The sequence below is a fragment of the Streptomyces sp. BBFR25 genome (assembly GCF_044590125.1).
GTDB classification, from domain to species: Bacteria; Actinomycetota; Actinomycetes; order Streptomycetales; family Streptomycetaceae; genus Streptomyces; species Streptomyces canus_D.
Map to the genome: position 1 here is coordinate 3,423,313 of NZ_CP172447.1, position 21,902 is coordinate 3,445,214.

Here is a 21,902-nt window from a genome sequence, read left to right on the forward strand (position 1 = left end):
GGGCGCAGGGCAGGGGCACCAGTGCCCCCGCGAGCTATCGCGCTGATCACGCCACAAGGCTATCGCCCCCCGAGGGCTCCCCGTCATGAGCCGCATGTGTACAAAACCGGGCCCCCGACTTGGACGTTCCGCACAGCTACGCCCGGGTAGCGGCGTGGTCCGGGGTACCGGACGCCGCCGTCATCCCGCCAGCCGCTCCGCCACCACCACGGCCTCCCCGAGCGTGTCCACCACCGGCACCCCGACCTTTTCGAGGCTGGCCCGGCTGTGCGACCCCCCGGTGTAGAGCACTGCCTCCGCCCCCACGTGGCGCGCCGCCACCGCGTCGTCGGCGGCGTCCCCGATCACCACCGTGCGCGCGGGCTCCACCCCAGCCAGCGCCAGCTGCGCGAGGTGCCGCACCATGTGCTCGGCCTTGCTGCCCCCGGACGGCCCGGTCCGCCCGTCGACGCGTATGAAGTGCGTCTCGATCCCGAACCCCTGGACCAGCGGCACCAGCTCGTCATGGCCGTACATGCTGAGGATGGACTGGCTGCGCCCGGCCGACCGCCACCCGGCGAGCAGCTCCGTGACGCCCTCGGCGAGCGCGCACCGGCTGCGGTGCACGCTGTAGTAGCGCTGGAAGGTCGCGTCCATGACCTCCCACTCGGCGTCGGTGGGCAGCCGGCCCATCAGCCGCTCGTAGAACTTCGGCACCGGCACGCAGTACAACGACCGGTACCGCTCCAGCGTGATCGGTGCCAGCCCCAGCTCGGCGAACGCCGCGTTCGTCGCCCCGATGATCGCGTCGTTGTCGTTCAACAACGTGCCGTTCCAGTCCCACACGATGTGTGCGCCCGTCTGCATCCCCATGCCCGAAAACGTACCCGCCGCCACTGACAATCGGGACACCGCGAGGCGAGGTGCCTGGTCACACCAGGTTCGGGATCTCCTGCGTCGCGTACCAGAGCAGCTCGTGGTCCTCCGCGCCGTCCACGACGAACTGGGCGTCGTCGTCCCCGCCGTCCGCCGCCGCGAGGGCCTCGGCCGCGGCGCTCACGTCCGCCTCCGCGTCGGCGGAGTCGACGTGCACCGCGGCCGCCTTGGCCAGCGGCAGCGGCCCGGCGACCCGGACCTCGCCCAGCGCCGCGGGATCGAGTCCCCGGTCCGGACCGGCCGCGGCGGCTCCGTCGGGCACGTCGGCGGCGACCACGACCCGGCGCCGGGCCGCGCCCGGGTCGGCCGCCAGCAGCCGCAGCGAGGCCAGGGCGGCCCGGTTGAGGGCGGCGTACTCCAGCTCCTCGACGTCGTCCGACAGGTACCACTCGCGCAACGCCGGTGTGACGGCGTAGGCGACGAGCGGCCCGGTCCCCAGCTCCCCCGCCCGGTACGCCTCGGCGAGGCCGGACAGGGTCAGGGGGACGTAGACGCGCATGAGTCTGCCGCTTTCGTGGTCGGGGACGCCGCCGGAGCGCTCGGCGGCCCGGCGGGAGAGCCTTCAGGATACGTGCGGGTGTCCCCTTTCGAGTCCCCACCCAGGGCGTCCGACGCGTCCACCCCGGGCCCCGCATTCACCCGGTCCACACCTGGTGTCCCAGGCCCTCCGGCCGCCCCGGTCACTCGGATAGGTGAACTTCTCAGCCCCTCGACGCGGCCGCCGGCCTCCTTGCCGTGCCGCCCCTCCAGCCCGTACAAGATCACCGACCACGAAGTTACCGCCCGGTATCACCCGGGCCGCCGAACGGGGACTCCATGTACAAGGTCATGACCCGAACACAGCCCCGCCCCACCCTCCCGACTTCCCCTCCCGCCTCGAGGCCGCCGTCCTACGGCCCGGGAGCCACGCCGCCCCACGGCCGCACCGGCACCCCGTCCTCCGACGCCCCGGGGGCAGGGGTCACGCCGCCTGACGACGCGGGGGCCTCAGGCTCCTCCGGCCCGCGGACCACGCCGTCCTACGCCCCGGGTCGGGAGGACTCGCCGTCCTACGCCTCGGGCCAGGAGGCCTCGCCGTCCTATGCCCCGGGGTCCACGCCGTCCGGCGCACCCCGCGGCGTCCCGCCCCGGGCGCCCGGGGGTGTGCCGCCCCGCAGGCCGGGAGAGCGCGGGGTGCGGGCCGCTGCGTCCGGTGGGCGGCCGCCGGGGGCTCCGGGCCGCTCCCAACGGTCGCGTACGCGGCCCGCGGACACCCGCCCTCCCACGGCGGGACCGGGCCGGAGCACAAGGCCGGTACCGGTCGCAGAACCGCCGGGCGACCCCGCCGACGGCTCGGCGTCGGGCCGTACCCCGACCCCTGTCCGCGGCCGCCCGGCACCGGCCGCGGCCCCCGACCGCCGGGGCACGGCCCCCACTCCCGGCCCCACGGGCACCGTGTCCGCGGCCTCCGCCCCAGCCCTCTTCCCGGGGCGGATCGCGCCCGGGGGCCACCGCCGGGTCGCCCGGCCCTCCGCGGCGCCTGTCGTCCCCGCTCAGACGCCTCGCCGCCCCGTCCCGCAACTGCGCCCCACCGACCACTTCGCCGAGCTTCTCCTCGGCGTTCTCAGCGGCCGGCGCCCCGTCCACTCGATGCTCCGCCACACCCTGGGCCGCGCCTACGACGATCTTGCCGACCTCGCCGAGCGCGGCCCGCTGCGCACCCGCGGCGCCGCCCCCGTCGTCCGCGACATCGGCTACTTCGAGCCCCGGCCGGGCGCCCTGGAGGTCTTCGCGCGCATCGGCGCGGGTGACCGGCTGCGTGCCATGGCGTTCCGCCTGGAGCAGGGCCGGGACCTGCGCTGGCGCTGCACGGCGGTGGAGCTGGGCGGCCCGCGAAGGCCCCGCACGGACGACGACTGACCGCCCCGGACAGGCCGAAGGGCCGGTCACCCGAGGTGACCGGCCCTTCCCACCGCCGCGGCGCCCGCAGGCACCGCACCGTCACTTCTTGCGGCGCCGTCCGCCCTTGGCCTGCTTGCGGCGCTCCGCGCGCGTGAGTCCGTCGGACTGGGCCTGCGCGGGCTCGCCGTCGGTGAACTCACCCTCGACGACACCGCCCTCGCCGTCCACGGTCGGCGCGGAGAAGTGCAGATCCCGGCGCTGCGGCGCGTCGAGGCCCTTGGCCCGGATCTCCGGACGGGCGCCCGCCTGGGCCGGGACCGCGTCCTGCGCGCCCTTGTCGAGCGACGGCGCCGCGTCCTCCACGGGAACCTCCTCGACCTGCTGCTCGACCTGGACCTCCAGGTTGAACAGGTAGCCGACGGACTCCTCCTTGATGCCCTCCATCATGGCCTGGAACATGTCGAAGCCCTCGCGCTGGTACTCGACCAGCGGGTCCTTCTGCGCCATCGCGCGCAGGCCGATGCCCTCCTGGAGGTAGTCCATCTCGTAGAGGTGCTCGCGCCACTTGCGGTCCAGGACCGACAGGACGACCCGGCGCTCCAGCTCGCGCATGATCTCGGAGCCGAGCTGCTTCTCCCGCGCCTCGTACTGCTCCATGACGTCGTCCTTGATGGACTCCGCGATGTAGTCGGCGGTCAGACCGGCCCGGTCGCCGGCCGCCTCCTCCAGTTCCTCGACGGTGACCTTCACCGGGTAGAGCTGCTTGAAGGCGCCCCACAGCCGGTCGAGGTCCCAGTCCTCCGGGAAGCCCTCGGCGGTCTCGGCCTGTACGTAGGCGTCGATCGTGTCGTTCATGAAGTGCTGGATCTGCTCCTGCAGGTCCTCGCCCTCCAGGACGCGGCGACGCTCGCCGTAGATGACCTCACGCTGGCGGTTGAGGACCTCGTCGTACTTCAGGACGTTCTTACGGGTCTCGAAGTTCTGGGTCTCGACCTGCGACTGGGCGGACGCGATCGCGCGCGTGACCATCTTGTTCTCGATCGGCACGTCGTCCGGCACGTTCGCCATGGACATCACGCGCTCGACCATCTGGGCCTTGAACAGCCGCATCAGGTCGTCGCCCAGGGAGAGGTAGAAGCGGGACTCGCCGGGGTCGCCCTGACGGCCGCTGCGACCGCGCAGCTGGTTGTCGATGCGCCGCGACTCGTGCCGCTCGGTGCCGAGGACATAGAGGCCGCCCAGGTCCTTGACCTCCTCGAACTCGGCCTTGACCGCCTGCTCGGCCCGCTCCAGGGCGGCGGGCAGGGCCGCGGCCCACTCCTCGATGTGCTCCTCGGGGTCGAGGCCGCGCTGGCGCAGCTCCGCCTCGGCGAGGTCCTCGGGGTTGCCGCCGAGCTTGATGTCCGTACCGCGGCCGGCCATGTTCGTGGCCACCGTCACCGCGCCCTTGCGGCCCGCCTGGGCGACGATCGTCGCCTCCCGGTCGTGCTGCTTGGCGTTCAGCACCTCGTGCTGGACACCGCGCTTGCTGAGCTGCTGCGAGAGGTACTCGGACTTCTCGACCGAGGTGGTGCCGACGAGGATCGGCTGGCCCTTGCGGTGCTTCTCCTCGATGTCGTCGACGACGGCCTCGAACTTGGCGACCTCGGTGCGGTAGATCAGGTCCGACTGGTCCTTGCGGACCATCGGCCGGTTGGTCGGGATGGGCACCACGCCGAGCTTGTAGATCTGGTGGAACTCGGCGGCCTCGGTCATCGCCGTACCGGTCATGCCGGACAGACCGGGCTGTTCCTTGCCGTTGTGGTCGTGGCGCTTGTAGAGGCGGAAGAAGTTCTGGAGGGTGATCGTGGCGAGCGTCTGGTTCTCGTCCTTGATGTCCACCCCTTCCTTCGCCTCGATCGCCTGGTGCATGCCCTCGTTGTAGCGGCGGCCGGCGAGGATACGGCCGGTGTGCTCGTCGACGATCATGACTTCGCCGTCGATAACGACGTAGTCCTTGTCCTTCTTGAACAGTTCCTTGGCCTTGATGGCGTTGTTCAGGTAGCCGACCAGCGGGGTGTTCACCGACTCGTAGAGGTTGTCGATGCCCAGCCAGTCCTCGACCTTGGCGACGCCCGACTCGTGGATCGCCACGGTGCGCTTCTTCTCGTCGACCTCGTAGTCACCCGTCTCCTCGATGCCCTTGAGGGTGTTGCCGGCCTCGCCCTTCTTCAGGCGGGTGACCAGCTTGGCGAAGTCGCCGTACCACTTGGTGGCCTGGTCGGCCGGGCCGGAGATGATCAGCGGCGTACGGGCCTCGTCGACGAGGATGGAGTCGACCTCGTCGACGATGGCGAAGTTGTGGCCGCGCTGGACGAGCTCGTCCTTGGACCACGCCATGTTGTCGCGCAGGTAGTCGAAGCCGAACTCGTTGTTCGTGCCGTAGGTGATGTCGCAGGCGTACATCTCGCGGCGCTGGGCCGGCGTCTGGTTGGCCAGGATGCAGCCGACGTCCAGACCGAGGAACTTGTGGACGCGGCCCATCATCTCGGAGTCGCGCTCGGCCAGGTAGTCGTTGACCGTGACGATGTGCACGCCCTCGCCGGACAGGGCGTTGAGATAGGCGGGCAGCGTGCCGACGAGGGTCTTGCCCTCACCGGTCTTCATCTCGGCGACGTAACCCATGTGCAGGGCGGCGCCGCCCATGATCTGCACGTCGTAGTGGCGCTGGCCCAGGACACGCTTGGCGGCCTCGCGGACCGTGGCGAAGGCTTCGGGCAACAGGTCGTCCAGGCTCTCACCGTCGGCGTAGCGCTGCTTGTACTCGTCGGTGAGGGCCCTCAGCTCGGCGTCGGAGAGGTCAGCGAAGTCCTCTTCGATGGAGTTGACCTGGTCCGCGATGCGGTGCAGCTTGCGCAGGATCTTGCCTTCGCCTGCACGCATGATCTTGGAGAGGACGGACACGGGGGTTGGTCTCCTTGCCGGTCGGGCCTGGGACGGTCGGTTTCCTGTGACGGACTGAGCAACGGCCATCGTATGCGAGGACCCCGCTGCCCCGGGAGGCCTGCCGCAACGGGGACCGTCCACTCCTTACATCCAGCATCCCTGTCTGCTGTCACCCCTTTCAACGTCCGGGCCCCTCGGATGGTGCCGCCCCCTTTCGCCGAATCGCACGCGAGGTGACCGGACGGGCACGGACGGCAAAGCGTTGGCGCCGCCACCGGGGTCCGCGCAGAATCGGCCGATGGAACCCGTCACGCTCACCACCGACCGTCTCGTGCTGCGCACGGTCGGCCCGCAGGACATCGACGCCGTGTACGCCGCCTGCCAGGACCCCGACATCCAACGCTGGACGACGGTCCCCTCTCCGTACCTTCCGGAGCACGCGCGGAGTTTCGTGGAGCAGATGGTCACCGACGGCTGGGCCAACGACTCGATGTTCACCTTCGGCCTCTTCCTCCCGGCCGGGGACCTGGTCGGCATGCTCGGCGTCACGATGATCTCCCTGGGCGTCGGCGAGATCGGGTTCTGGGGCACCAAGGAGCACCGCGGCCTCGGCCACATCACCGAGGCCGCCGTCGCCGTCGCCCACTGGGCCTTCACCGAGCGGGCCGTGGACCGCCTGGAGTGGCGCGCCGAGGTCGGCAACACGGCCTCCCGCGCGGTGGCCCAGCGCGCGGGCTTCACCGTGGAGGGCACGTTGCGCTCCGCGATCAACAACAAGGGCGTCCGCCGCGACTGCTGGGTCGGCTCCCTCCTCCCCTCAGACCTCGCCCTCCCCTCGACATCCCCGTACTTGCCGGCAAAGGCGTAGCCGCGCAGCCACGCCGCCACCGCTGCGGGCAGTCGTGCCGCTGGGGCGGCACGGGTGGGCGCAGCGGCACCCGGCCGGCGCCGGCCCGCACCCTCGCCCCGCCCCCCGCACCCACGCCGGGCGCCACCTGCCCCCCGGACCACCGCACCCACCACCTCCCCGCACCCCACACCCCACTGTCAGACCCACCCCCTATCGTGCGGACGTATGACGACCCTCCCGCCCCCCGCCACGGAACTGTCCGCAGACGAGGCCCGCCGCCTCGCCCTCCGCGCACAGGGCTTCCTCGGCGCCCCCGACCGCCGCGGGGGCGTCCGCGGCGTCCTCCGTCATCTGGGCGCGGTGCAGCTCGACACCATCTCGGTCCTCGCCCGCTCCCACGAACTCGTCCCGTACGCCCGCCTGGGCGCGGTCGGCCGCCGGACCGTCGACGACGCGTACTGGACGGACACCCACGCCTTCGAGTACTGGTCCCACGCCGCCTGCATCCTCCCCATCGAGGAGTGGCCCCACTTCGCCTTCCGCCGCCGCGCGTACCGCAACCGCCCGCACTGGAACCACCCCCTCCCCGACGGCGACTACGACCGCGTCATCAAGCAGCTCCGCACCGAGGGCCCCCTCACCGCGACGGACCTGGGCGGCGCGAAGAAGACCAGCGAGTGGTGGGACTGGTCGGGCACGAAGGTCGCCGTCGAGCGCGCGCTCATGTACGGCGAGGTGGTGTGCGTGGAGCGCCGCGGCTGGAAGCGGGTGTACGACCTGGCCGAGCGCGCGGTCCCGGCCGCGCTGCTCCACGACGACCTGGACGACACCGAGTGCCTGCGCCGCCTGGTCCGCCTGGCCGGTCGCTCCCTGGGCGTGGGCACGCGCGCGGACATCGCGGACTACCACCGCCTCAAGGCCGAGCAGGTCGACGCCGTGATCGCCGATTCGGGCCTGGTGCCGGTCACGGTGCAGGGCTGGGGCCGGCCGGCCTGGGCGGACCCGGCGGCCCTGGAGACTCCCCCGCGCGGCCGTCACCGCACGACGCTGCTCTCGCCCTTCGACTCCCTCGTCTGGGAGCGGGCGCGCACGGAGCGGATCTTCGGCTTCACCCACCGGCTGGAGGCCTACGTGCCCAAGCCGAAGCGGGTGCACGGCTACTTCGCGATGCCGGTCCTGGCCGGCGGTCGGCTCGTCGGGCGCGTGGACCCGGCCCGCGAGGGGCGCACCCTGGTCGCCAAGCAGGTCACGCTGGACGGCCCGAAGGCGGCCCCGGCGGTGGCCCAGGCCCTGGTCGAGGCGGCGAGCTGGGTGGACTGCACGGACGTACGGGTGGAGCGGGTCAAGGCACCGGAACTGCGCGAGCCGCTCACCCGGGAGCTGGCCCGGCTGCTTGCCTGACCGGGACTGGGAGCAAAAGTCGGGACCGGCTCAGCGGATCTCGAGGATCTTCTCCCGCATTGCGTACACCACGGCCTCCATCCTGGAGTGCAGCTGCAGTTTCTCCAGGATGTTGCGCACGTGGTTCTTGACGGTGTTCTCGGAAATAAACAGTTCCTTCGCGATGTCGCGGTTGTTCATTCCGGTGGCGACGAGTTTGAGGACCTCCAGCTCGCGGTCCGTGAGCCGCGGCGCGGGCACCAGTCGCCGTTCGTCGGTCCGCTGGATCATCGACTTGAACTCGGTGAGCAGTTTCGACGCCATGGAGGGACTGATCTGGGACTGCCCGTCGGCCACCGCGCGAATGGCGGTGGCCACCTCGTCGGTGGAGATCTCCTTGAGGAGATAACCGGTGGCGCCCGCCTTGATCGCGTCGTAGAGGTCGGCCTCCTCGTCGCTGATCGTCAGCATGATGATCTTGGCGCTGGGTGCCACCTCCTTGATGGAGGTGCAGGCTTCGATACCGCCCCGCTTGGGCATCCGCACATCCATCAGGACGATGTCCGGAAGGAGGTCGGCGGCCTTCTCCACGGCCTCGGCACCGTCTCCGGCCTCTCCGACGACCTGGATGTCCTCCTCGGCCGCCAGCACGATCTCCAGACCGCGGCGGAAGAGGGCGTGGTCGTCCACGACCAGCACCCTGATCGGCTCCTCGCGCGCGGAGCCCGCGTCCGCGTCCGGGCCCATGCCGGAGGCCCCGTCGTCGATCCCGTGGTCGACGCCCGCGGCCCGCATCGGTCCGAAACTGTCCGCCATCGTTCCTCCCCCTGAAGGCTGTGGCACGTGGTCCTGAGCCATCGCCAACCCAGAGCAACGACCCACCGGTTGGGCCGTTGCCGCCATGATTCCATGTCCGGCGGACAGCGGGGTGACCGAACGGGCAGCGTTGGGGTCGCACACCCTCACGCACCGTCGCACGCCGGTGCCCCTGGGGGCGCACACGCGCGCTCCAGGGGCACCGGACCGCTGTCACCGGCGGGGTGTGTCAGCCGCCGAGCGCGTCACCCGCGTCGGGAGCGTGCGCCTGGGTGACCATCGTGTCCGTGGTCAGGTGGATCACGCCGTAGTCGTAGGCGTGCCGCCGGTAGACGACGCTGGGCTCCTTCGTCTCGGAGTCGACGAACAGGTAGAAGTCGTGCCCGACCAGCTCCATCTCGTAGAGCGCCTGGTCGAGGGACATCGGTGCGGCTACGTGGGTCTTCTCCCGGACGACGAGCGGGCCGTCGCCCTGGACCTCCAGCGAGCCGATCTTCTTGGTGGGTACGCCGTCCTGCTTCTCCGTCGGGACGACGTCGCCGTTCCCGTTGAGCGTCGCCGCGCCGGGTACGTGGTCGGCGACCTCGGCCGCCGGGATCCGGCGCGCGCCGCGGCGCGAGAAGCGCTTGTCGTGCTGCTTGCGCAGTCGTGCGCCGAGCTTCTCCGCCGCCAGGTCGAGCGCCGCGTAGGGGTCGCTCGCCGCCGCCTCCGCCCGGATCACCGGACCGCGGGAGCGGAGCGTGATCTCCACTCGGTCACAGCGGTCGGCCTGCCGGGGGTTCGGCTCCTTGGACACCTCGACGTCGAGGCTGATCACCTTGCCATCGAGCTTCTGGATCTTCTCCAGCTTCAGCTTCTCGGCCACGTGCTTCCGGAACCGCTCGGGCACCTCGGTCTTGCGGCCCTTGACGACGATGTCCACGCAGAACTCCGTTCCCGGATCACTCCGCTTCGAGGCGGAGCATCTCCCTTTTGCACCAGGTTCCGGTCCATCCCGAAACCTCGGACTCGGTGACGTCCACCTCCTCCCCCACGGGCGGGATCTCCACTCCACCGGTGCGGGTGATGACGGTGAAACCCGCAGCACGGCATTCGGATTTGAGAGGTGTGGCCTGCGGCTTTGCCTCACAACCGAACATATCTCGCCCGGACGGATGTCGTCACCCTCTACGGCGGCGTACCTCCGTTCCGGTGAATTGACTCCCTCATTATCTGCAACGACGTAAGTCCTCAGTCAGTTCCGGTTTATTTCGAAAGCACCTGGTGAAGCCGCGACCACTGCCGCACAGATCGCTTCACGGGTCACGCCATCGCCTCCGTACTGACCCGCCATTCGGGGCCCGGTCTTCCGTTCCTCTCTGCCTTCCCCCGCCGCCGCCGGATACACAGCCGATCTCGCCGTCCCGTACGTGCCCGGCCCCGCCCCCGACTCAACGGCGGCGGCCGTCGCCGCACGCACCGCACGGGCCGCCTCGGCCAGCGACGCCCCCGTCGTCATCAGGTCGTCGACCAGGACGACCTCCCCACCGCCGCGCAGCAGCCCGCGACCGCCGTGAGCCACCGCGAGCGCGCCCGCGAGGTTGTCCAGCCGCCGCCGGGCGTCGAGGCCCGACTGGTCGGCCACGGCGTACCGCTGCCGCAGCACCGCCAGCACCCGGACCGGCACCCCGGTGCGCCGCAGCTCCGCCGCCGCCGCGAGGGCGATCCGCCGCGCCGGGTCGTGCCCGCGCGTGCGCACCGTTGCGCGCGCCGACGGCACGGGCACCAGCAGCACCGGCCCCCGCGCCCGTATGCCACCCGCGTCTGCGCCACCCGCGCCGCCCGGGGCCGCCCACGCCTCCCGGAGCGCCGCCCGCACCGCTCCCGCCAGTGCCGCGCCGAGCGGTGCCGTCAGGGCCAGCACCCCCCGCTCCTTGTGGGCGAGCAGCGCCGCCCGCACCTCGTCCGCGTACGGCGCGGCCGCGTGCACCGCGGGCAGTCCTGGCGGCTCCGGGTCAGGCCGCACGCGGCGCGGCGGGGCTCCGCTCAGCGCCGTACCGCACCGGGGGCACAGCACCGCGCGAGCCCTGCCGCAGCCGCCGCACTCGGCCGGCAGCACCAGGTCCGTGAGGTCCGCCCACCACTCCCGCACTGTCCGCAATCCCCGCATGGCCACCACTGTGCCCACGTGTGCGGAGACCTGCCAGGCCTGTGGAAAACCTGGCCCGGCACCCTGTGGAAAACCCGCTCGGTCACCAACCGGCCGGACGCCTCACCCCGGATAGACCGGCGCGGTCCCCTCCGTCACCTTCTGCCACTGGAGCCCGGACGGCAGCCGCACGATCAGGTCCTCCGAGTACGCCACCAGCGGCAACTGCTCGTCCTCGGTCGCGGCGATCTCCTTGACGCCGGTCAGCGCCGCGGGCACCGATGCCTCCGGCGTCGACCCGTCGACCTGGACGTATCCGATCTGCTGCACGCCACCGCGCTCCCGGCCGACCACCACGAGCCGGGCGTCACCGGCCCAGGACATGGCCGTGACCTCCTCCAGCTCGGGGGTCGCGGAGCGCAGTTCGAGCACGGTGACCGCGGGCGGATCGCCCGCCTTCCCGTCCCGTTCGATCCGTCCGATGAGCAGCGACCGCTTGCCGTCCTTCTCCACGACGAGCGCGATCCGCACCCCGTCGGCGGCCACCCGCACGGCCTGCACACGCCCGTCGAGCCCCGGCGTCCGCACCTCCACCGGATCGCCCGCGCCGTCCTCCAGCAGCAGCAACCGCGGATCGGCCGGGTTGCGGTCGGCGATCCACAGGTCGCCCTGCGTGTCCCAGCTGGGCGGGGTCAGCCGGTCCGTCTCCGCCTTGCCCCGGCTGGTCAGCACGGGGTCGCCGAGCGAACCGCCCGACACCAGCGAACCGACGTACAGCGACTTGTTGTCCAGACCGATCCCGGCCGCGCTGTGCTCGTCGCGCGACACGGCCACCGACCGCAGGGCGCGATGGCCCTCGCCCAGCGGGCCGGGCACGGGTTCGGCCCGGGTCCCGTTGCTTCCGGCGGCGAGCCGCACCAGGCGGTCCTTCTCGTCGACGAAGTACAGGTAGTCGGGCCGCTGCGCCGAGCCGCGCGCCGCCACCGTCTCGGCCCGGTCCTCGGAGAGCGAGCACAGCTGCTCCCCGCCCGAACGCAGCTCGACCTCCTCCACCGCCGGGGTGAGGTTGCGCAGGGTGAAGAGGAGCTGCGCGGCCATCTCGTCGCACTTGTCCGCACCGGCCCGGGCCGCCTTGTCGTTCAGCGGAACGGTCAGCTTGCCGCGGTCGTCGGGCGTCAGCGAGACGACGTTCTTCGCCAGCGCCGTCCCGGTCGGGAAGCTGGACCTGACCACGGGCCCCAGCAGGCTCGTCGGCCCGCTGAGCAGGGAACGCACCACCTGGGTCATCGGATCCACGCGCCGGCGCACATAGACGGGATCGGCGACGGCGGCCGGCTCCCGGACCGGTCCGGGGTCGGCGTCCGCGCGGACCGCGGTGTTCGAGGCGAAGTAGTACCGGTTGACCGACATGTAGTTGCGCTGGAAGTCCGACTTGCCCATGACGACGCCCTGCGGCAGCACGTCGATGCGCCACTGCTTGGTCTTGCCGTCCCGGCTGAGGTGCACCGACTCGCGGTAGGAGCCGTCGGCCGGCGCGTACGACTGCTGCGCGTCCACCGTGGCCACCTTGGCGCCGGTCAGGGTCACCGAGTAGTCGTTGGCGTCCTCGCGGTTGCCCGAGTGGTCGGACTCCGTGCCGGGCCCGCCCGCGAGCACCGTCGCCGACTCGTCCGGCCGCCAGTTCTTCGCGGCGGCGCCGGTCAGATACTTGCGCGCCGTCTCGTAGTGCGGATCGTCGCTGGTCAGCGCCTCCAGGAAGCCCTGCACGATGTCGGAGGGCGGGGCGTCCTCCTGCGGCGGCATCGCGAACACCCGCACCTGCGGGTCCTGCCGGGGCGTCGACTCCACGCCCCGGAGGTCCCCGCTGTCGGGCATGGACGCACATCCGGCCAGCAGTACGACACCGCCGACGGCGTACGCCACCACGCGGGTCGGCCCGCGCCGACCGCCCCTCCCGCGGTCAGCGCCCACGAGATGCCTCCCCTTGCCTGCTCGGTTCCTCGGGACCGGCGTCCGGGCGGTTCGCCGCCTCGGGCGCCGGCCCGCCGTCCTGTCTCCGGGCACCGGACGCGGGCCTGGGCACCACGCGCGCGCCGTTGCCCGGCAGCGCCGTCGGATCGGCCGTGGGGGCCACCGCGGCCTGCCGCGGCGTTATTGATCCCCGCGCGGGCACCCCGGCCGACGCCTGCGCCGGGACGCCGACCGGCCCGTCCGCGCCGTGTGCCACCGAGGCGTTGTCGAGGCCCGCGTCGTGAAGCCCGCGGTTGCGGCGCGAGTCCTTCGGCTCCAGCGGTATCGGCGAACCCCGGAGCGGCTCGTCCGCGGTCCTGGGCAGCGTCAGCCGGAACTGCGAGCCGCCGCCGGGTTCGCCCCAGGCCTGCAGCCAGCCGCCGTGCAGCCGCGCGTCCTCCAGGGCGATCGACAGGCCAAGCCCCGTACCACCGGTGGTACGCGCGCGTGCCGGGTCGGCCCGCCAGAAGCGGCTGAAGACCCGGGTGGCCTCGCCCGGCTTGAGCCCGACGCCGTAGTCGCGCACCGCGACGGCGACCGCGCCCCCGGCGGCGGCGAGCTTGACGACGACGTCCCGGCCCTCGCCGTGCTCGACGGCGTTGACGACGAGGTTGCGCAGCACGCGTTCCACGCGCCGCGCGTCCGCCTCGGCGACGACGGGCTGCTGGTCGCCGACGACGCGTATCCCCGTGCCCTTGCGCTCGGCGAGCGGCTCCGCACCGCTGACGACACGCCGTACGACCTCCCTGAGGTCTATTGGCTCCGCCTCCAGCGCGGCGGCTCCCGCGTCGAAGCGGCTGATCTCCAGCAGGTCCGCGAGCAGCGTCTCGAACCGGTCCAGCTGGTCGGCGAGCAGTTCGGCCGACCGCGCGGTCACCGGATCGAAGTCCACGCGCGCGTCGTGGATGACGTCGGCCGCCATCCGTACGGTCGTCAGCGGCGTCCGCAGCTCGTGCGACACGTCGGAGACGAACCGCCGCTGCATCCGCGACAGGTCCTCCAGCTGGCTGATCTTCAGCTGCAGGTTCTGCGCCATCTTGTTGAAGGCCTCGCCGAGCCGCGCGATGTCGTCCTCGCCGGTGACCTTCATCCGCTCCTGCAGCCGTCCCGCCGACAGCCGCTCGGCGATGCTCGCCGCCATCCGTACGGGCGTGACGACCTGGCGCACCACGAGCCAGGCGATGGCCCCCAGCAGCACGACGACGAAGAGCCCGGCCGTCGCCAGAGTGCCCCTGACCAGGCTGAGCGACTTCTCCTCCTGGGTGAGCGGGAAGAGGTAGTACAGCTGGTACGGCTCGCCGTTCGGGTCGTTGACCTGCTTGCCGATGACCAGTCCTGGCTGGGACGCCTGGTCGGAGTTGTAGACGATCCGGGTGTAGCTCTGGGCGGCCGCGGTGTCGCCGTCGATCCGCTCCCGCAGGTCCTCGGGGACGCTGACCGCCCAGTCGACCGATCCGGAGGCGCGCGGACCGCGTCCGCTGCCGCTCTCCCCGCCCATGGGAAGGGTGACCACGTCGAAGGCGCTCTGACCGCCGCTGGAGAGCGACTTGACCAGCTCGCTCATCCACTGGATGACGTTCTGCGACGGACGGCCGTCCGCGGGGGTGCCGTCGTCGCCGTTGGTACTGGCCGCCTCCTCGGCCTTCTGCTTGGCCGCCGTGAAGCCACCGGTGGCCTGGCTCTGGGAGGCCTTCACCTTGGCGTCCAGCAGTCCGTTGCGGACCTGCCCGATCACCACGAAGCCGAGCAGCAGCACCACGCCCAGCGACATCAGCAGCGTGGTGGCGACGACCTTGAGCTGGATGTTGCGCCGCCACAGCCGCATGACCGGCAGCAGCGGACGGCGCACCCAGCGCATGAACAGACGGAGCACCGGGCTGCCCTGCACCCCGCCGTGCAGCAGCCCGCCCTCCAGCACCCGGCCGAGGAAGCGGGAGCCGGCGCTCCGGTGGCCGACAGGCCGTCCGGCGCGGGCCTCGGACCCGGGCGCCGAAGCGGCACTGTCCCTGGCCATGTCAGCTCGGTCCGGCCTTGTAGCCGACGCCGCGGACGGTCACCACGATCTCCGGCTTCTCCGGGTCCTTCTCGACCTTGGAGCGCAGCCGCTGGACGTGCACGTTGACCAGGCGGGTGTCGGCGGCGTGCCGGTAGCCCCAGACCTGCTCGAGGAGCACCTCGCGCGTGAACACCTGCCACGGCTTGCGGGCCAGCGCCACCAGCAGGTCGAACTCCAGCGGCGTCAGCGCGATCGACTGCCCTTCCCGCTTCACGGAGTGACCGGCCACGTCGATGACCAGGTCGCCTATGGCGAGCTGTTCCGGTGCCGGCTCCTCCGACCGCCGCAGGCGCGCCCGGATGCGGGCCACCAGCTCCTTCGGCTTGAACGGCTTCACGATGTAGTCGTCGGCGCCCGACTCCAGACCCACCACGACGTCGACGGTGTCACTCTTCGCCGTCAGCATCACGATCGGCACACCCGACTCCGCCCTGATCAGGCGGCACACCTCGATGCCGTCCCGGCCGGGCAGCATCAGGTCGAGCAGTACCAGGTCGGGCTTGGTCTCCCGGAAGGCGGCCAGCGCCTTGTCGCCGTCGGCCACGAAAGATGGCTCAAAACCCTCACCACGCAGCACAATGCCGAGCATCTCGGCCAGTGCGGTGTCGTCGTCGACGACAAGGACTCGTCCCTTCATAAACGACATCATCCCATTCTCGTAACAGATGCGAAGGCGCAGGTGAGGCAGGTCACTGGCCTGTGACGATAGTCGTACGGGGTCGCTACTGTCTGCCCCCGTCCGCCGGCGTTGATGTCAGCGACGGATGTCAGTTCCCGTCGCTCCCGAACGCCGTCTCCTCCTCGCCCGGCCAAGCAAGTGTCACATCAACCCGCTGACACAATTCCACCCATCGCCGCTCGGACGGCTCGCGCTCTACCCACAGGACCGCCGATACCTCGGGGGCGCGCTCCCGGAGCTGATCTTGGTAGTCGAGGACCTGACCGAGACCTGCGCGAAGCTGGCGGGCCTCGTTTGCGGGTGTCAGTGACTTGACCTCGCAGACGGTCAGACGCCCCTCTCCATCCCGCCACGCGAGATCAAAGTCAGGGTCGGAGACATCGGGAGACAGAGCGACGTACCCACGGCTCTGTGCTTCCACGGCCAGCAGGTTTTGTAGCCTGCGATGCGTCGACAGGTTGCGCCCCACGAGGTCAGGATCCGGCGCGCTCGGCGTGACCGGAGCCGGTGCGACAGTCTCGTCGGGGGCCACATAGCCTTGCCCGATCTCAACTTCCGGCGCGGTGATGGTGGCCTTGATCGGCACCATGTGGAAGCGGATCACCTTCCGCAAGTCTCCACCGCCAGTGGCCGGCGCCTCATCCTCCGTGTACGGCTCCTCAGCGTCGAGCGTCCACTCCCCGAGGTAGCGCACCGTCCCCCGAGCGCCGTCGAACAGCCGCAGCCGCTTCCCGGTCTCTCTATGGTCCAAGATCGCCCTATTGCCCCGGATCATCTTCTGGTCACCGGTTTGACCTTCACCGGTGTAGTGGAAGGTGCCATCCTCGTTCCACGTGTCGTAGTAGCCGTGCTGGTGGCCAGAACTCGGTGCGGTGAAGATCAGAACGTTGTCCGTCGTCGCGCAGGGAGAGATGCCGTTCTGGGTGCTCCCCCCGAACTGCGCGTGCAGATCGACCCTGCGGATCTCGTCCCCCGGCTCAAGGTCCCAGTCCGGATCCGCGGTCTCTGACACCTGGATTGCCTCGCGCACGGCCTGCCACTGCTCGTCGGTCAACCGGTGAGGGCTGCCGGCGAAGGGTTGCCGGAGGATGGTCGCGTCGCTCATGCGAGGGTCGTCAACGAGCCGCTGCTTCGGGACCCGCAGGTCCAGCCACTTGTCAACGACCAGCGGGGCGAAGTGCCTTGGTCCCGGATCCTCGGTCCAATACCGCAGGTCAGGCTGCCCGTACTCGGCAACTCCAGTGAAGTGCCCGTAGGCAACCACGCCAGCATTCGGACCGCCCACCCACAACACGAACTCGTCGCCGGCCGCGACTTCACTCACGTAGCGGACGACGGTCCACGAAGTTAGAACGTGACCGTCACGACGGTGCCCTTCAAGGTCGAACTTCTTCGGGTTGCAGCTCAGAAGCCAGGTAGACACGAACCCCCCAAGGCGACTCCATAGATGAGAGCACTCTAGGGGGGACCACTGACACGAACTCTAGGTACCACCTGGCCACCGGTTGCGAGCTGCGGCACTTGGCAACGTCTGCACGCGACTGGCCACAGCTCACCAAGACGACGAGACCCAAGCGGCGTTTGACGGACTTGTCAGTCGCGGGGCGTACCTTGCACACCAGTTCACCACCGGGTTGGACGGTGAGGGCTGGGAGAGGTCTGGGGTCGGAGTGGATCATTAGGCGGGGGGAGACCAACGTGAGGGAGCTGATCAGCGAAAGGGTGCCCATCCCGGCCATCGACGATTACAGTAGGTATCGATTCGTTGCTGGTGGTGCTGGGGGGACAGGCCATGGAGGGCACTCGTTGATTCCGCCGTTGACCCCGGGGGGGATGCTGCCTGTGGGGCGTCATCCAGCCACTCTGGAGGAGATCCACGACGTGTTCGTCGTCAACGCTCCGCATCGCGACCACAGGCAACGCCTCTACTCCGCGCTTGAACTTTACGTGGGGTTGGTGCGCGACCTGCTTCCGCAAGCCACACTGTGGGTAGACGGAGGATTCTGCACTCACAAGCCGACGCCTCCCAAGGACATCGATCTGGTGCTGGTCGCGTCGAGCCGGTTGACGCGGCACTTCGATGAGGAGGAGTGGAGGCGAATGAACCAGTTGCTGACGCTCCAGAACCTCTCTGCTCAGACCCCACCCACCCGCGCGAGTCGCGTCCAGCCCATGGGGGGCCTTATCGACGCTTTCCTGATCGAGGAGGACGATCCCGCCGACATCGCCCTGTGGGATTACAATTGGTCGTTGGTAAAAGGTGACGACGGCAAAATCATCGAGGGCGAGCGCAAAGGCTACTTGGGGGTGGCGCTGTGAGCACCCACCTTGAAACCTTGTGGCTAAGGGCTATGGAAAGCGCCCAAGGGGATGATCAATTCTCACGCCTTAGGCGAGCTTCATTGCAAGCCGCCGCCGAAAAGTTCGGAATCACGAGCGCACTTGAAGAGCTTGGCGCCACGGGAACAGAAGGTACAGCAATTCAGGTGCGACTTTCTGACCCACACGCAAGCAATGGGGAAGTAGCGGCGCTAGAGGCCGGCGACTTCTTGCAGCGCATTCAGCGTGCTGTAGCTAGACTTGCTAAAGCTCGTCGTGCCAGACTCGCTGATGTCGTGCGACTGAATCAAACCGACTTCGATGTGGCGCGTCTCAATGTCGCTTCCGCATCGGTGGGGTCCTGGGTTGTTGACCTGAAGTACCCTCAACTCGATGAGGGGTCACGCAGCCCTCAATCATCAACACTCTGGGCCGAAATTGGAGTTGTGGAGCTAATTCGAGCCCTGCCGGAAGATGACGCCGACGATCGGTCAATTGAATCGATCGGCGCCGCCTCCCCGGTAATTCGACGTGCCGTGGCAGACCTAATCTCTGATCGTCCCGAACTCCAACCTGACCTTAGCCTTTCCGTTCGCAGAAGGTCGGGCGAGGTCCTAAAATCCACAATAACTCCGCGACAAGCTTCGTCCTTGAGAGAAAGGCTTGCAGTCGTTCGCGAAGAGCGAGGAATCGTTAGGTATCGCGGACGTCTGGATGGGCTGCGAACGCGGAGACAGATCTTCTATCTGGAACTTGAGGATAGTCGCGAAATTCACGGTTACGTCGACGAATCACTCATGCCCGCCGTGAAGGAAAATCTAGATCGGGTGGTTGAGGTAGAGATGGAAACCTTTGTCCTCCGAGCTAGGTCGGGTAAAGCGTCCCAGAAGCAGTATCGCCTTATTAGGGTTGGCGCAGAGCAAACTCAACTTCCGGTTGGAGCCGAACTGTCTGAGTGATTGCGGTTGCTGGATATCTGCGAGGACAGAGCGTCGCCACCACAACCCACCACCCACCCCTGCTTCCATCCCGTCCGCCGTCGACCCACACACCGTGGAGCGGACGTGGTTCATGGCGTCCAGGTGGAGCGCGCCACTGTACGAACGACCTGGACGCCATGGGCCGCGTCTGCTCGGCTCTGCCTGGGTCGACGGTGGACGGGATGGAAGCACCCCACGCAAGCCCTCTACGGGCCCGCGGTCGGCGATGGCGCCCCCTCCATCCCGGTGCCGGCCGATCCCCCGCCGGAGGCATCGTCTTTGACCGTCGCACGCTATGCGGCCTCTGCCCTCGGGCCGTTGCTTCGCTGCGGCCCCATGGGCCGACCCCGGCGCCGAAGGCGCAGAGGGGTCGAGCCCAAGGGGCCAGCCCGCGCCTCGCGCGGGCCCTTGATGAGGTAGAGAAACCTGTAACAGCTCGCCTTGGTGCGGTCTTGTCGCTCATGCCTCCGGCTGGTGGCATATGAGTCGGGACGGCATACGCGCTAGGGGGAGACGACCGATGAGCGACCTGACGGTGCACTCGTGGAGGCGGCACGGCAAGGATCGGCTATACGTCAATCTCCCGGACGGAACTGCTGTCGCGTGGGCGGATAGAGCGACGAAGGTCGTGACGATCAGGGTGCAGAAGTACCGGGACGAAGCGTTAGCCCTCCTGCGACGACACCTGGGCAACGGACTCACCGTCGACTCAGCACCCGTCCCTACGTCGGCTCCTAAGTCGCCCGTTCCGCATCCGGCTCCTCCGGAACCGATCCGGCGCGTGGAGCGACAGCGACAGACCGTCCTCCCGCCCCTCTCTCCTGGTGAGGACCTGGCAGGCAACCGCCCCGGTGCCCGCCTCCTCGGCATGATCGCTGAACGGGGCCCATCGACTGCTCAGAGATTACGAATGAAGCTCCTACGGCAGTCCTCGGAGTGGGATAGCTGGTACACCGGCCTGGAGGGCGAACAACGGGTCGGTCGTGAGCTGCAACGTCTGTCTGCTTTCGGCTGGCGGGTGCTTCACGGCGTCGAGAAGAACAACGGCGGCGACATCGATCATCTGCTGATCGGCCCGGGGGGTGTGTTCACCATCAACACCAAGACGCACCAGGGTGCATCCGTCTGGGTTGGGGACACCATGGCCAAGATCAACGGTGGTAAGCCCTACCCTTACGCCGCTGCGAGCAAGGCAGAGGCGAGTTACGTACGGGGAGTTCTGGGCCGGTACTGCGAATTCGACGTGCCCGTCGAGTCAGCCCTGGTCTTCGTCGGTGTCACGTCCTTGGATCGTGCCGCTACGCAGTACAGCGTGCGCATCTACCGCGAGCGAGAGGTTGCGTCCCTCGGACCGCTCGCCGGCAAGCTCACTCAAGACCAGGTGGAGCGTGTGTACGCCGTAGCTCGCCACCGTCGCGTCTGGCTCAAAGCCTGATCCCGTCCCCCTGCGCATCGCGCAACAGACGGCTTGTGAATCCCTGTCGGCACAGCCGCTCGTACGCGTCGATCACGTCGCTCGGTACCTGTTGGCTGGTCATAAAGCCCTGTTCCGGATAGACCAACAGCCGCTGTAGCGCGCCAACAAGCATGTCGATCACCAGCCGAGCATCGCCGATGGAGTCGATGTACTCATTCAACGTCATTGGGCTGGACGCGCTGAGGACCTCGACTTCGGGCCACAGCTTGCGCGCCGTGGCGTACGCCCGACGCTCCTCGTACGGCTTGCTGATCAGCAAGACCGAGGACACGGCAACGTCGGCCTCCTTCAACAGCTCCCGCGAGAAGCGGATGTTGTCCCCCGTGTTCCGTGCCCGCGGCTCCACCAGAACGGCTGAGCTGGGGACGCCAAGCTCAAGAGCCCGTTCCCGGTAGTGGACCGCCTCGCCCCGCGGCATGCGCTCTCGCGTCGTGGGACTGGTGGCGCCGGTGAACACGATCAGCGGAGCCATGCCACGTTCGTACAGGTCGGCCGCCGTGTCGGCGACGCCCAGGTCGTGACTGCCAAGTCCGATCGCGACAGAACAAGGCCGGGGCGTATGGCCCATCTGGTGGTAGTCCCACAGACGTCGCGTATCGGCCCAGTTCTGCGTCGAGATCACGGCTGGTCTTCCCTGTCCTTCGCCGAATCCGGCACCTTGAAGTCGTACTCCCACGCGAAGCGTGACGCAGCATGCACGCCGATGGCGAACTCCACCACGGTGCCGTCCGCCGTGTAGGTGGTGCGGTGCAGCTCGACGACTGGCTCCCCGGGCGGCAACTGTAGGAGGCTCACTTCGTCGGCCTTCGGGGCGCGGGCGAAGATCCTCTCCTGCATGTGATCGATCTCGTAACCCGCGTCGTACAGCACGCGGAATCCACCGCCCCGACCGGCGGGCCCTGGCGTCGGGTCAACGATGCGCGTGCCCTCGACATGCTCGGGCCGGTAATAGCTGGTCAGAGTGTGCGTCGGCTGGTCGCCTTCCTTTACAAGCCGTGCGCGGGCGTAGACCGGGGCACCCACCGGCAAGCTGTGTGCGGCTGCCACCTCCGCCGGCGCCTCGACGAGGCTGACCGTCTGGGTCTGTTCGTTGCGGCGGTACGGCCGCCCCGAAGCCACACGGTCCGCGATGAATGCCACCTCGTCGCCGTCCCGCCATTTCGCCTTGTCGTACCTGGCGATGCCGAGTCGCTTGAGCGGGACTTGTTGCCGGACAACCGTGCCGTGACCTCGTGACGAGGTAACCAGACCCTCGGCTTCCAGCGCCTTGTAGGCGGCGTGAACGGTCGCCTTGGAGCCTTCGCCAGCCTCAACCAGTTCCCTGATGTGCGGCAACTGCTGGCCCGGGGCGTAGTCGCCCCCCTTGATCTGCTCAGCCAGCTTGTCCGCCAGCTCCCGCCACTTCGGCGCCATCACGAAACCCCTCTCTACAAGGTCCAGTGAAACATAGTCCTAGGACTGTTGACAGTCCTAGGACTGCGGTGCA

The 21,902-nt window shown here is 69.4% G+C and carries 18 protein-coding genes; 6 read left to right on the forward strand and 12 right to left on the reverse strand.

The annotated features are described in order from the left end of the window. Window positions 1–180: 180 nt before the first annotated feature. Both ACGH52_RS15470 and ACGH52_RS15475 read right to left on the reverse strand, forming a co-directional pair. Window positions 181–852, reverse strand: a complete 672-nt coding sequence (locus ACGH52_RS15470; RefSeq protein ID WP_399939872.1) for an HAD family hydrolase — start codon at window positions 850–852, stop codon at window positions 181–183. A gap of 58 nt (window positions 853–910) precedes the next feature. Continuing rightward, window positions 911–1,414: a DUF6912 family protein gene (locus ACGH52_RS15475; protein WP_399939875.1), complete on the reverse strand. Its 504-nt coding sequence runs from the start codon at window positions 1,412–1,414 to the stop codon at window positions 911–913. Between the two features lie 935 nt (window positions 1,415–2,349). Between ACGH52_RS15475 and ACGH52_RS15480 the strand changes: the two genes are divergently transcribed. Further along, window positions 2,350–2,814: an Rv3235 family protein gene (locus ACGH52_RS15480; protein WP_308293539.1), complete on the forward strand. Its 465-nt coding sequence runs from the start codon at window positions 2,350–2,352 to the stop codon at window positions 2,812–2,814. A gap of 81 nt (window positions 2,815–2,895) precedes the next feature. On the opposite strand, the gene secA is transcribed toward ACGH52_RS15480, so the two are convergent. Then, window positions 2,896–5,739, reverse strand: a complete 2,844-nt coding sequence (secA, locus tag ACGH52_RS15485; RefSeq protein WP_076974633.1) for a preprotein translocase subunit SecA — start codon at window positions 5,737–5,739, stop codon at window positions 2,896–2,898. Window positions 5,740–6,019: 280 nt separating this feature from the next. Here secA and ACGH52_RS15490 point away from each other — a divergent pair, with 280 nt between their 5' ends. Together ACGH52_RS15490 and ACGH52_RS15495 are read left to right on the forward strand one after the other, a co-directional pair. Next, window positions 6,020–6,589, forward strand: a complete 570-nt coding sequence (locus ACGH52_RS15490) for a GNAT family N-acetyltransferase (RefSeq protein WP_399939880.1) — start codon at window positions 6,020–6,022, stop codon at window positions 6,587–6,589. A 207-nt stretch (window positions 6,590–6,796) separates the two neighbouring features. Next, window positions 6,797–7,972 carry a winged helix-turn-helix domain-containing protein gene (locus ACGH52_RS15495; RefSeq protein ID WP_399939883.1) on the forward strand — a complete coding sequence of 392 codons (1,176 nt, stop codon included), beginning with the start codon at window positions 6,797–6,799 and terminating at the stop codon, window positions 7,970–7,972. A 30-nt stretch (window positions 7,973–8,002) separates the two neighbouring features. Here ACGH52_RS15495 and ACGH52_RS15500 read toward each other — a convergent pair whose 3' ends face one another. The 7 genes from ACGH52_RS15500 to ACGH52_RS15530 all read right to left on the reverse strand — a co-directional run bounded on the left by ACGH52_RS15500 (window position 8,003) and on the right by ACGH52_RS15530 (window position 17,063). Beyond that, entirely contained in the window at window positions 8,003–8,767 is a 765-nt protein-coding gene (locus tag ACGH52_RS15500; protein ID WP_059301635.1) for a response regulator transcription factor, read from the reverse strand. A gap of 229 nt (window positions 8,768–8,996) precedes the next feature. Next, window positions 8,997–9,689, reverse strand: coding sequence for a ribosome hibernation-promoting factor, HPF/YfiA family (hpf, locus tag ACGH52_RS15505; protein ID WP_059301636.1), 693 nt, complete (start codon window positions 9,687–9,689; stop codon window positions 8,997–8,999). A 312-nt stretch (window positions 9,690–10,001) separates the two neighbouring features. Next, window positions 10,002–10,916: a ComF family protein gene (locus tag ACGH52_RS15510; RefSeq protein WP_399939887.1), complete on the reverse strand. Its 915-nt coding sequence runs from the start codon at window positions 10,914–10,916 to the stop codon at window positions 10,002–10,004. Between the two features lie 102 nt (window positions 10,917–11,018). Beyond that, window positions 11,019–12,866, reverse strand: coding sequence for an LpqB family beta-propeller domain-containing protein (locus ACGH52_RS15515; protein ID WP_121701243.1), 1,848 nt, complete (start codon window positions 12,864–12,866; stop codon window positions 11,019–11,021). Further along, entirely contained in the window at window positions 12,856–14,919 is a 2,064-nt protein-coding gene (gene mtrB / locus ACGH52_RS15520) for a two-component system sensor histidine kinase MtrB (RefSeq protein WP_399939890.1), read from the reverse strand. The genes ACGH52_RS15515 and mtrB overlap by 11 nt, the downstream gene beginning before the upstream one ends. 1 nt (window position 14,920) lies before the next feature. Beyond that, the gene (gene mtrA / locus ACGH52_RS15525) at window positions 14,921–15,610 is read right to left on the reverse strand and encodes a two-component system response regulator MtrA (protein WP_193776289.1); all 690 of its coding nucleotides are present in this window, start codon (window positions 15,608–15,610) and stop codon (window positions 14,921–14,923) included. Window positions 15,611–15,728: 118 nt separating this feature from the next. Then, window positions 15,729–17,063, reverse strand: a complete 1,335-nt coding sequence (locus tag ACGH52_RS15530; protein ID WP_399939894.1) for a hypothetical protein — start codon at window positions 17,061–17,063, stop codon at window positions 15,729–15,731. A gap of 275 nt (window positions 17,064–17,338) precedes the next feature. Here ACGH52_RS15530 and ACGH52_RS15535 point away from each other — a divergent pair, with 275 nt between their 5' ends. The 3 genes from ACGH52_RS15535 to ACGH52_RS15545 all read left to right on the forward strand — a co-directional run bounded on the left by ACGH52_RS15535 (window position 17,339) and on the right by ACGH52_RS15545 (window position 20,374). After that, the gene (locus tag ACGH52_RS15535; RefSeq protein ID WP_399939897.1) at window positions 17,339–17,959 is read left to right on the forward strand and encodes a DUF6932 family protein; all 621 of its coding nucleotides are present in this window, start codon (window positions 17,339–17,341) and stop codon (window positions 17,957–17,959) included. After that, a complete protein-coding gene (locus tag ACGH52_RS15540; RefSeq protein WP_399939900.1) occupies window positions 17,956–18,918 on the forward strand; it encodes a hypothetical protein in 963 nt (320 codons plus the stop codon). The genes ACGH52_RS15535 and ACGH52_RS15540 overlap by 4 nt, the downstream gene beginning before the upstream one ends. A 931-nt stretch (window positions 18,919–19,849) precedes the next feature. Beyond that, a complete protein-coding gene (locus ACGH52_RS15545) occupies window positions 19,850–20,374 on the forward strand; it encodes a nuclease-related domain-containing protein (protein WP_399939902.1) in 525 nt (174 codons plus the stop codon). Here the strand turns inward: ACGH52_RS15545 and ACGH52_RS15550 are convergent. Further along, window positions 20,364–21,038: a YdcF family protein gene (locus ACGH52_RS15550; RefSeq protein WP_399939905.1), complete on the reverse strand. Its 675-nt coding sequence runs from the start codon at window positions 21,036–21,038 to the stop codon at window positions 20,364–20,366. The two genes, ACGH52_RS15545 and ACGH52_RS15550, sit on opposite strands and share 11 nt — an antisense overlap. Beyond that, window positions 21,035–21,829: a GntR family transcriptional regulator gene (locus tag ACGH52_RS15555; RefSeq protein WP_108933648.1), complete on the reverse strand. Its 795-nt coding sequence runs from the start codon at window positions 21,827–21,829 to the stop codon at window positions 21,035–21,037. Before ACGH52_RS15555 ends, ACGH52_RS15550 begins: the two co-directional genes overlap by 4 nt. Between the last annotated feature and the right edge of the window lie 73 nt (window positions 21,830–21,902).

Excerpts from the sequence above, each read along its gene's own strand:
- ACGH52_RS15470 (WP_399939872.1), bottom strand. The coding sequence starts at position 852 with ATGGGGATGCAGACGGGCGCACACATCGTGTGGGACTGGAACGGCACG.
- ACGH52_RS15475 (WP_399939875.1), bottom strand. The coding sequence starts at position 1,414 with ATGCGCGTCTACGTCCCCCTGACCCTGTCCGGCCTCGCCGAGGCGTAC.
- ACGH52_RS15490 (WP_399939880.1), top strand. The coding sequence starts at position 6,020 with ATGGAACCCGTCACGCTCACCACCGACCGTCTCGTGCTGCGCACGGTC.
- ACGH52_RS15495 (WP_399939883.1), top strand. The coding sequence starts at position 6,797 with ATGACGACCCTCCCGCCCCCCGCCACGGAACTGTCCGCAGACGAGGCC.
- ACGH52_RS15500 (WP_059301635.1), bottom strand. The coding sequence starts at position 8,767 with ATGGCGGACAGTTTCGGACCGATGCGGGCCGCGGGCGTCGACCACGGG.
- ACGH52_RS15510 (WP_399939887.1), bottom strand. The coding sequence starts at position 10,916 with ATGCGGGGATTGCGGACAGTGCGGGAGTGGTGGGCGGACCTCACGGAC.
- mtrB (WP_399939890.1), bottom strand. The coding sequence starts at position 14,919 with ATGGCCAGGGACAGTGCCGCTTCGGCGCCCGGGTCCGAGGCCCGCGCC.
- mtrA (WP_193776289.1), bottom strand. The coding sequence starts at position 15,610 with ATGATGTCGTTTATGAAGGGACGAGTCCTTGTCGTCGACGACGACACC.
- ACGH52_RS15545 (WP_399939902.1), top strand. The coding sequence starts at position 19,850 with ATGAAGCTCCTACGGCAGTCCTCGGAGTGGGATAGCTGGTACACCGGC.
- ACGH52_RS15555 (WP_108933648.1), bottom strand. The coding sequence starts at position 21,829 with ATGGCGCCGAAGTGGCGGGAGCTGGCGGACAAGCTGGCTGAGCAGATC.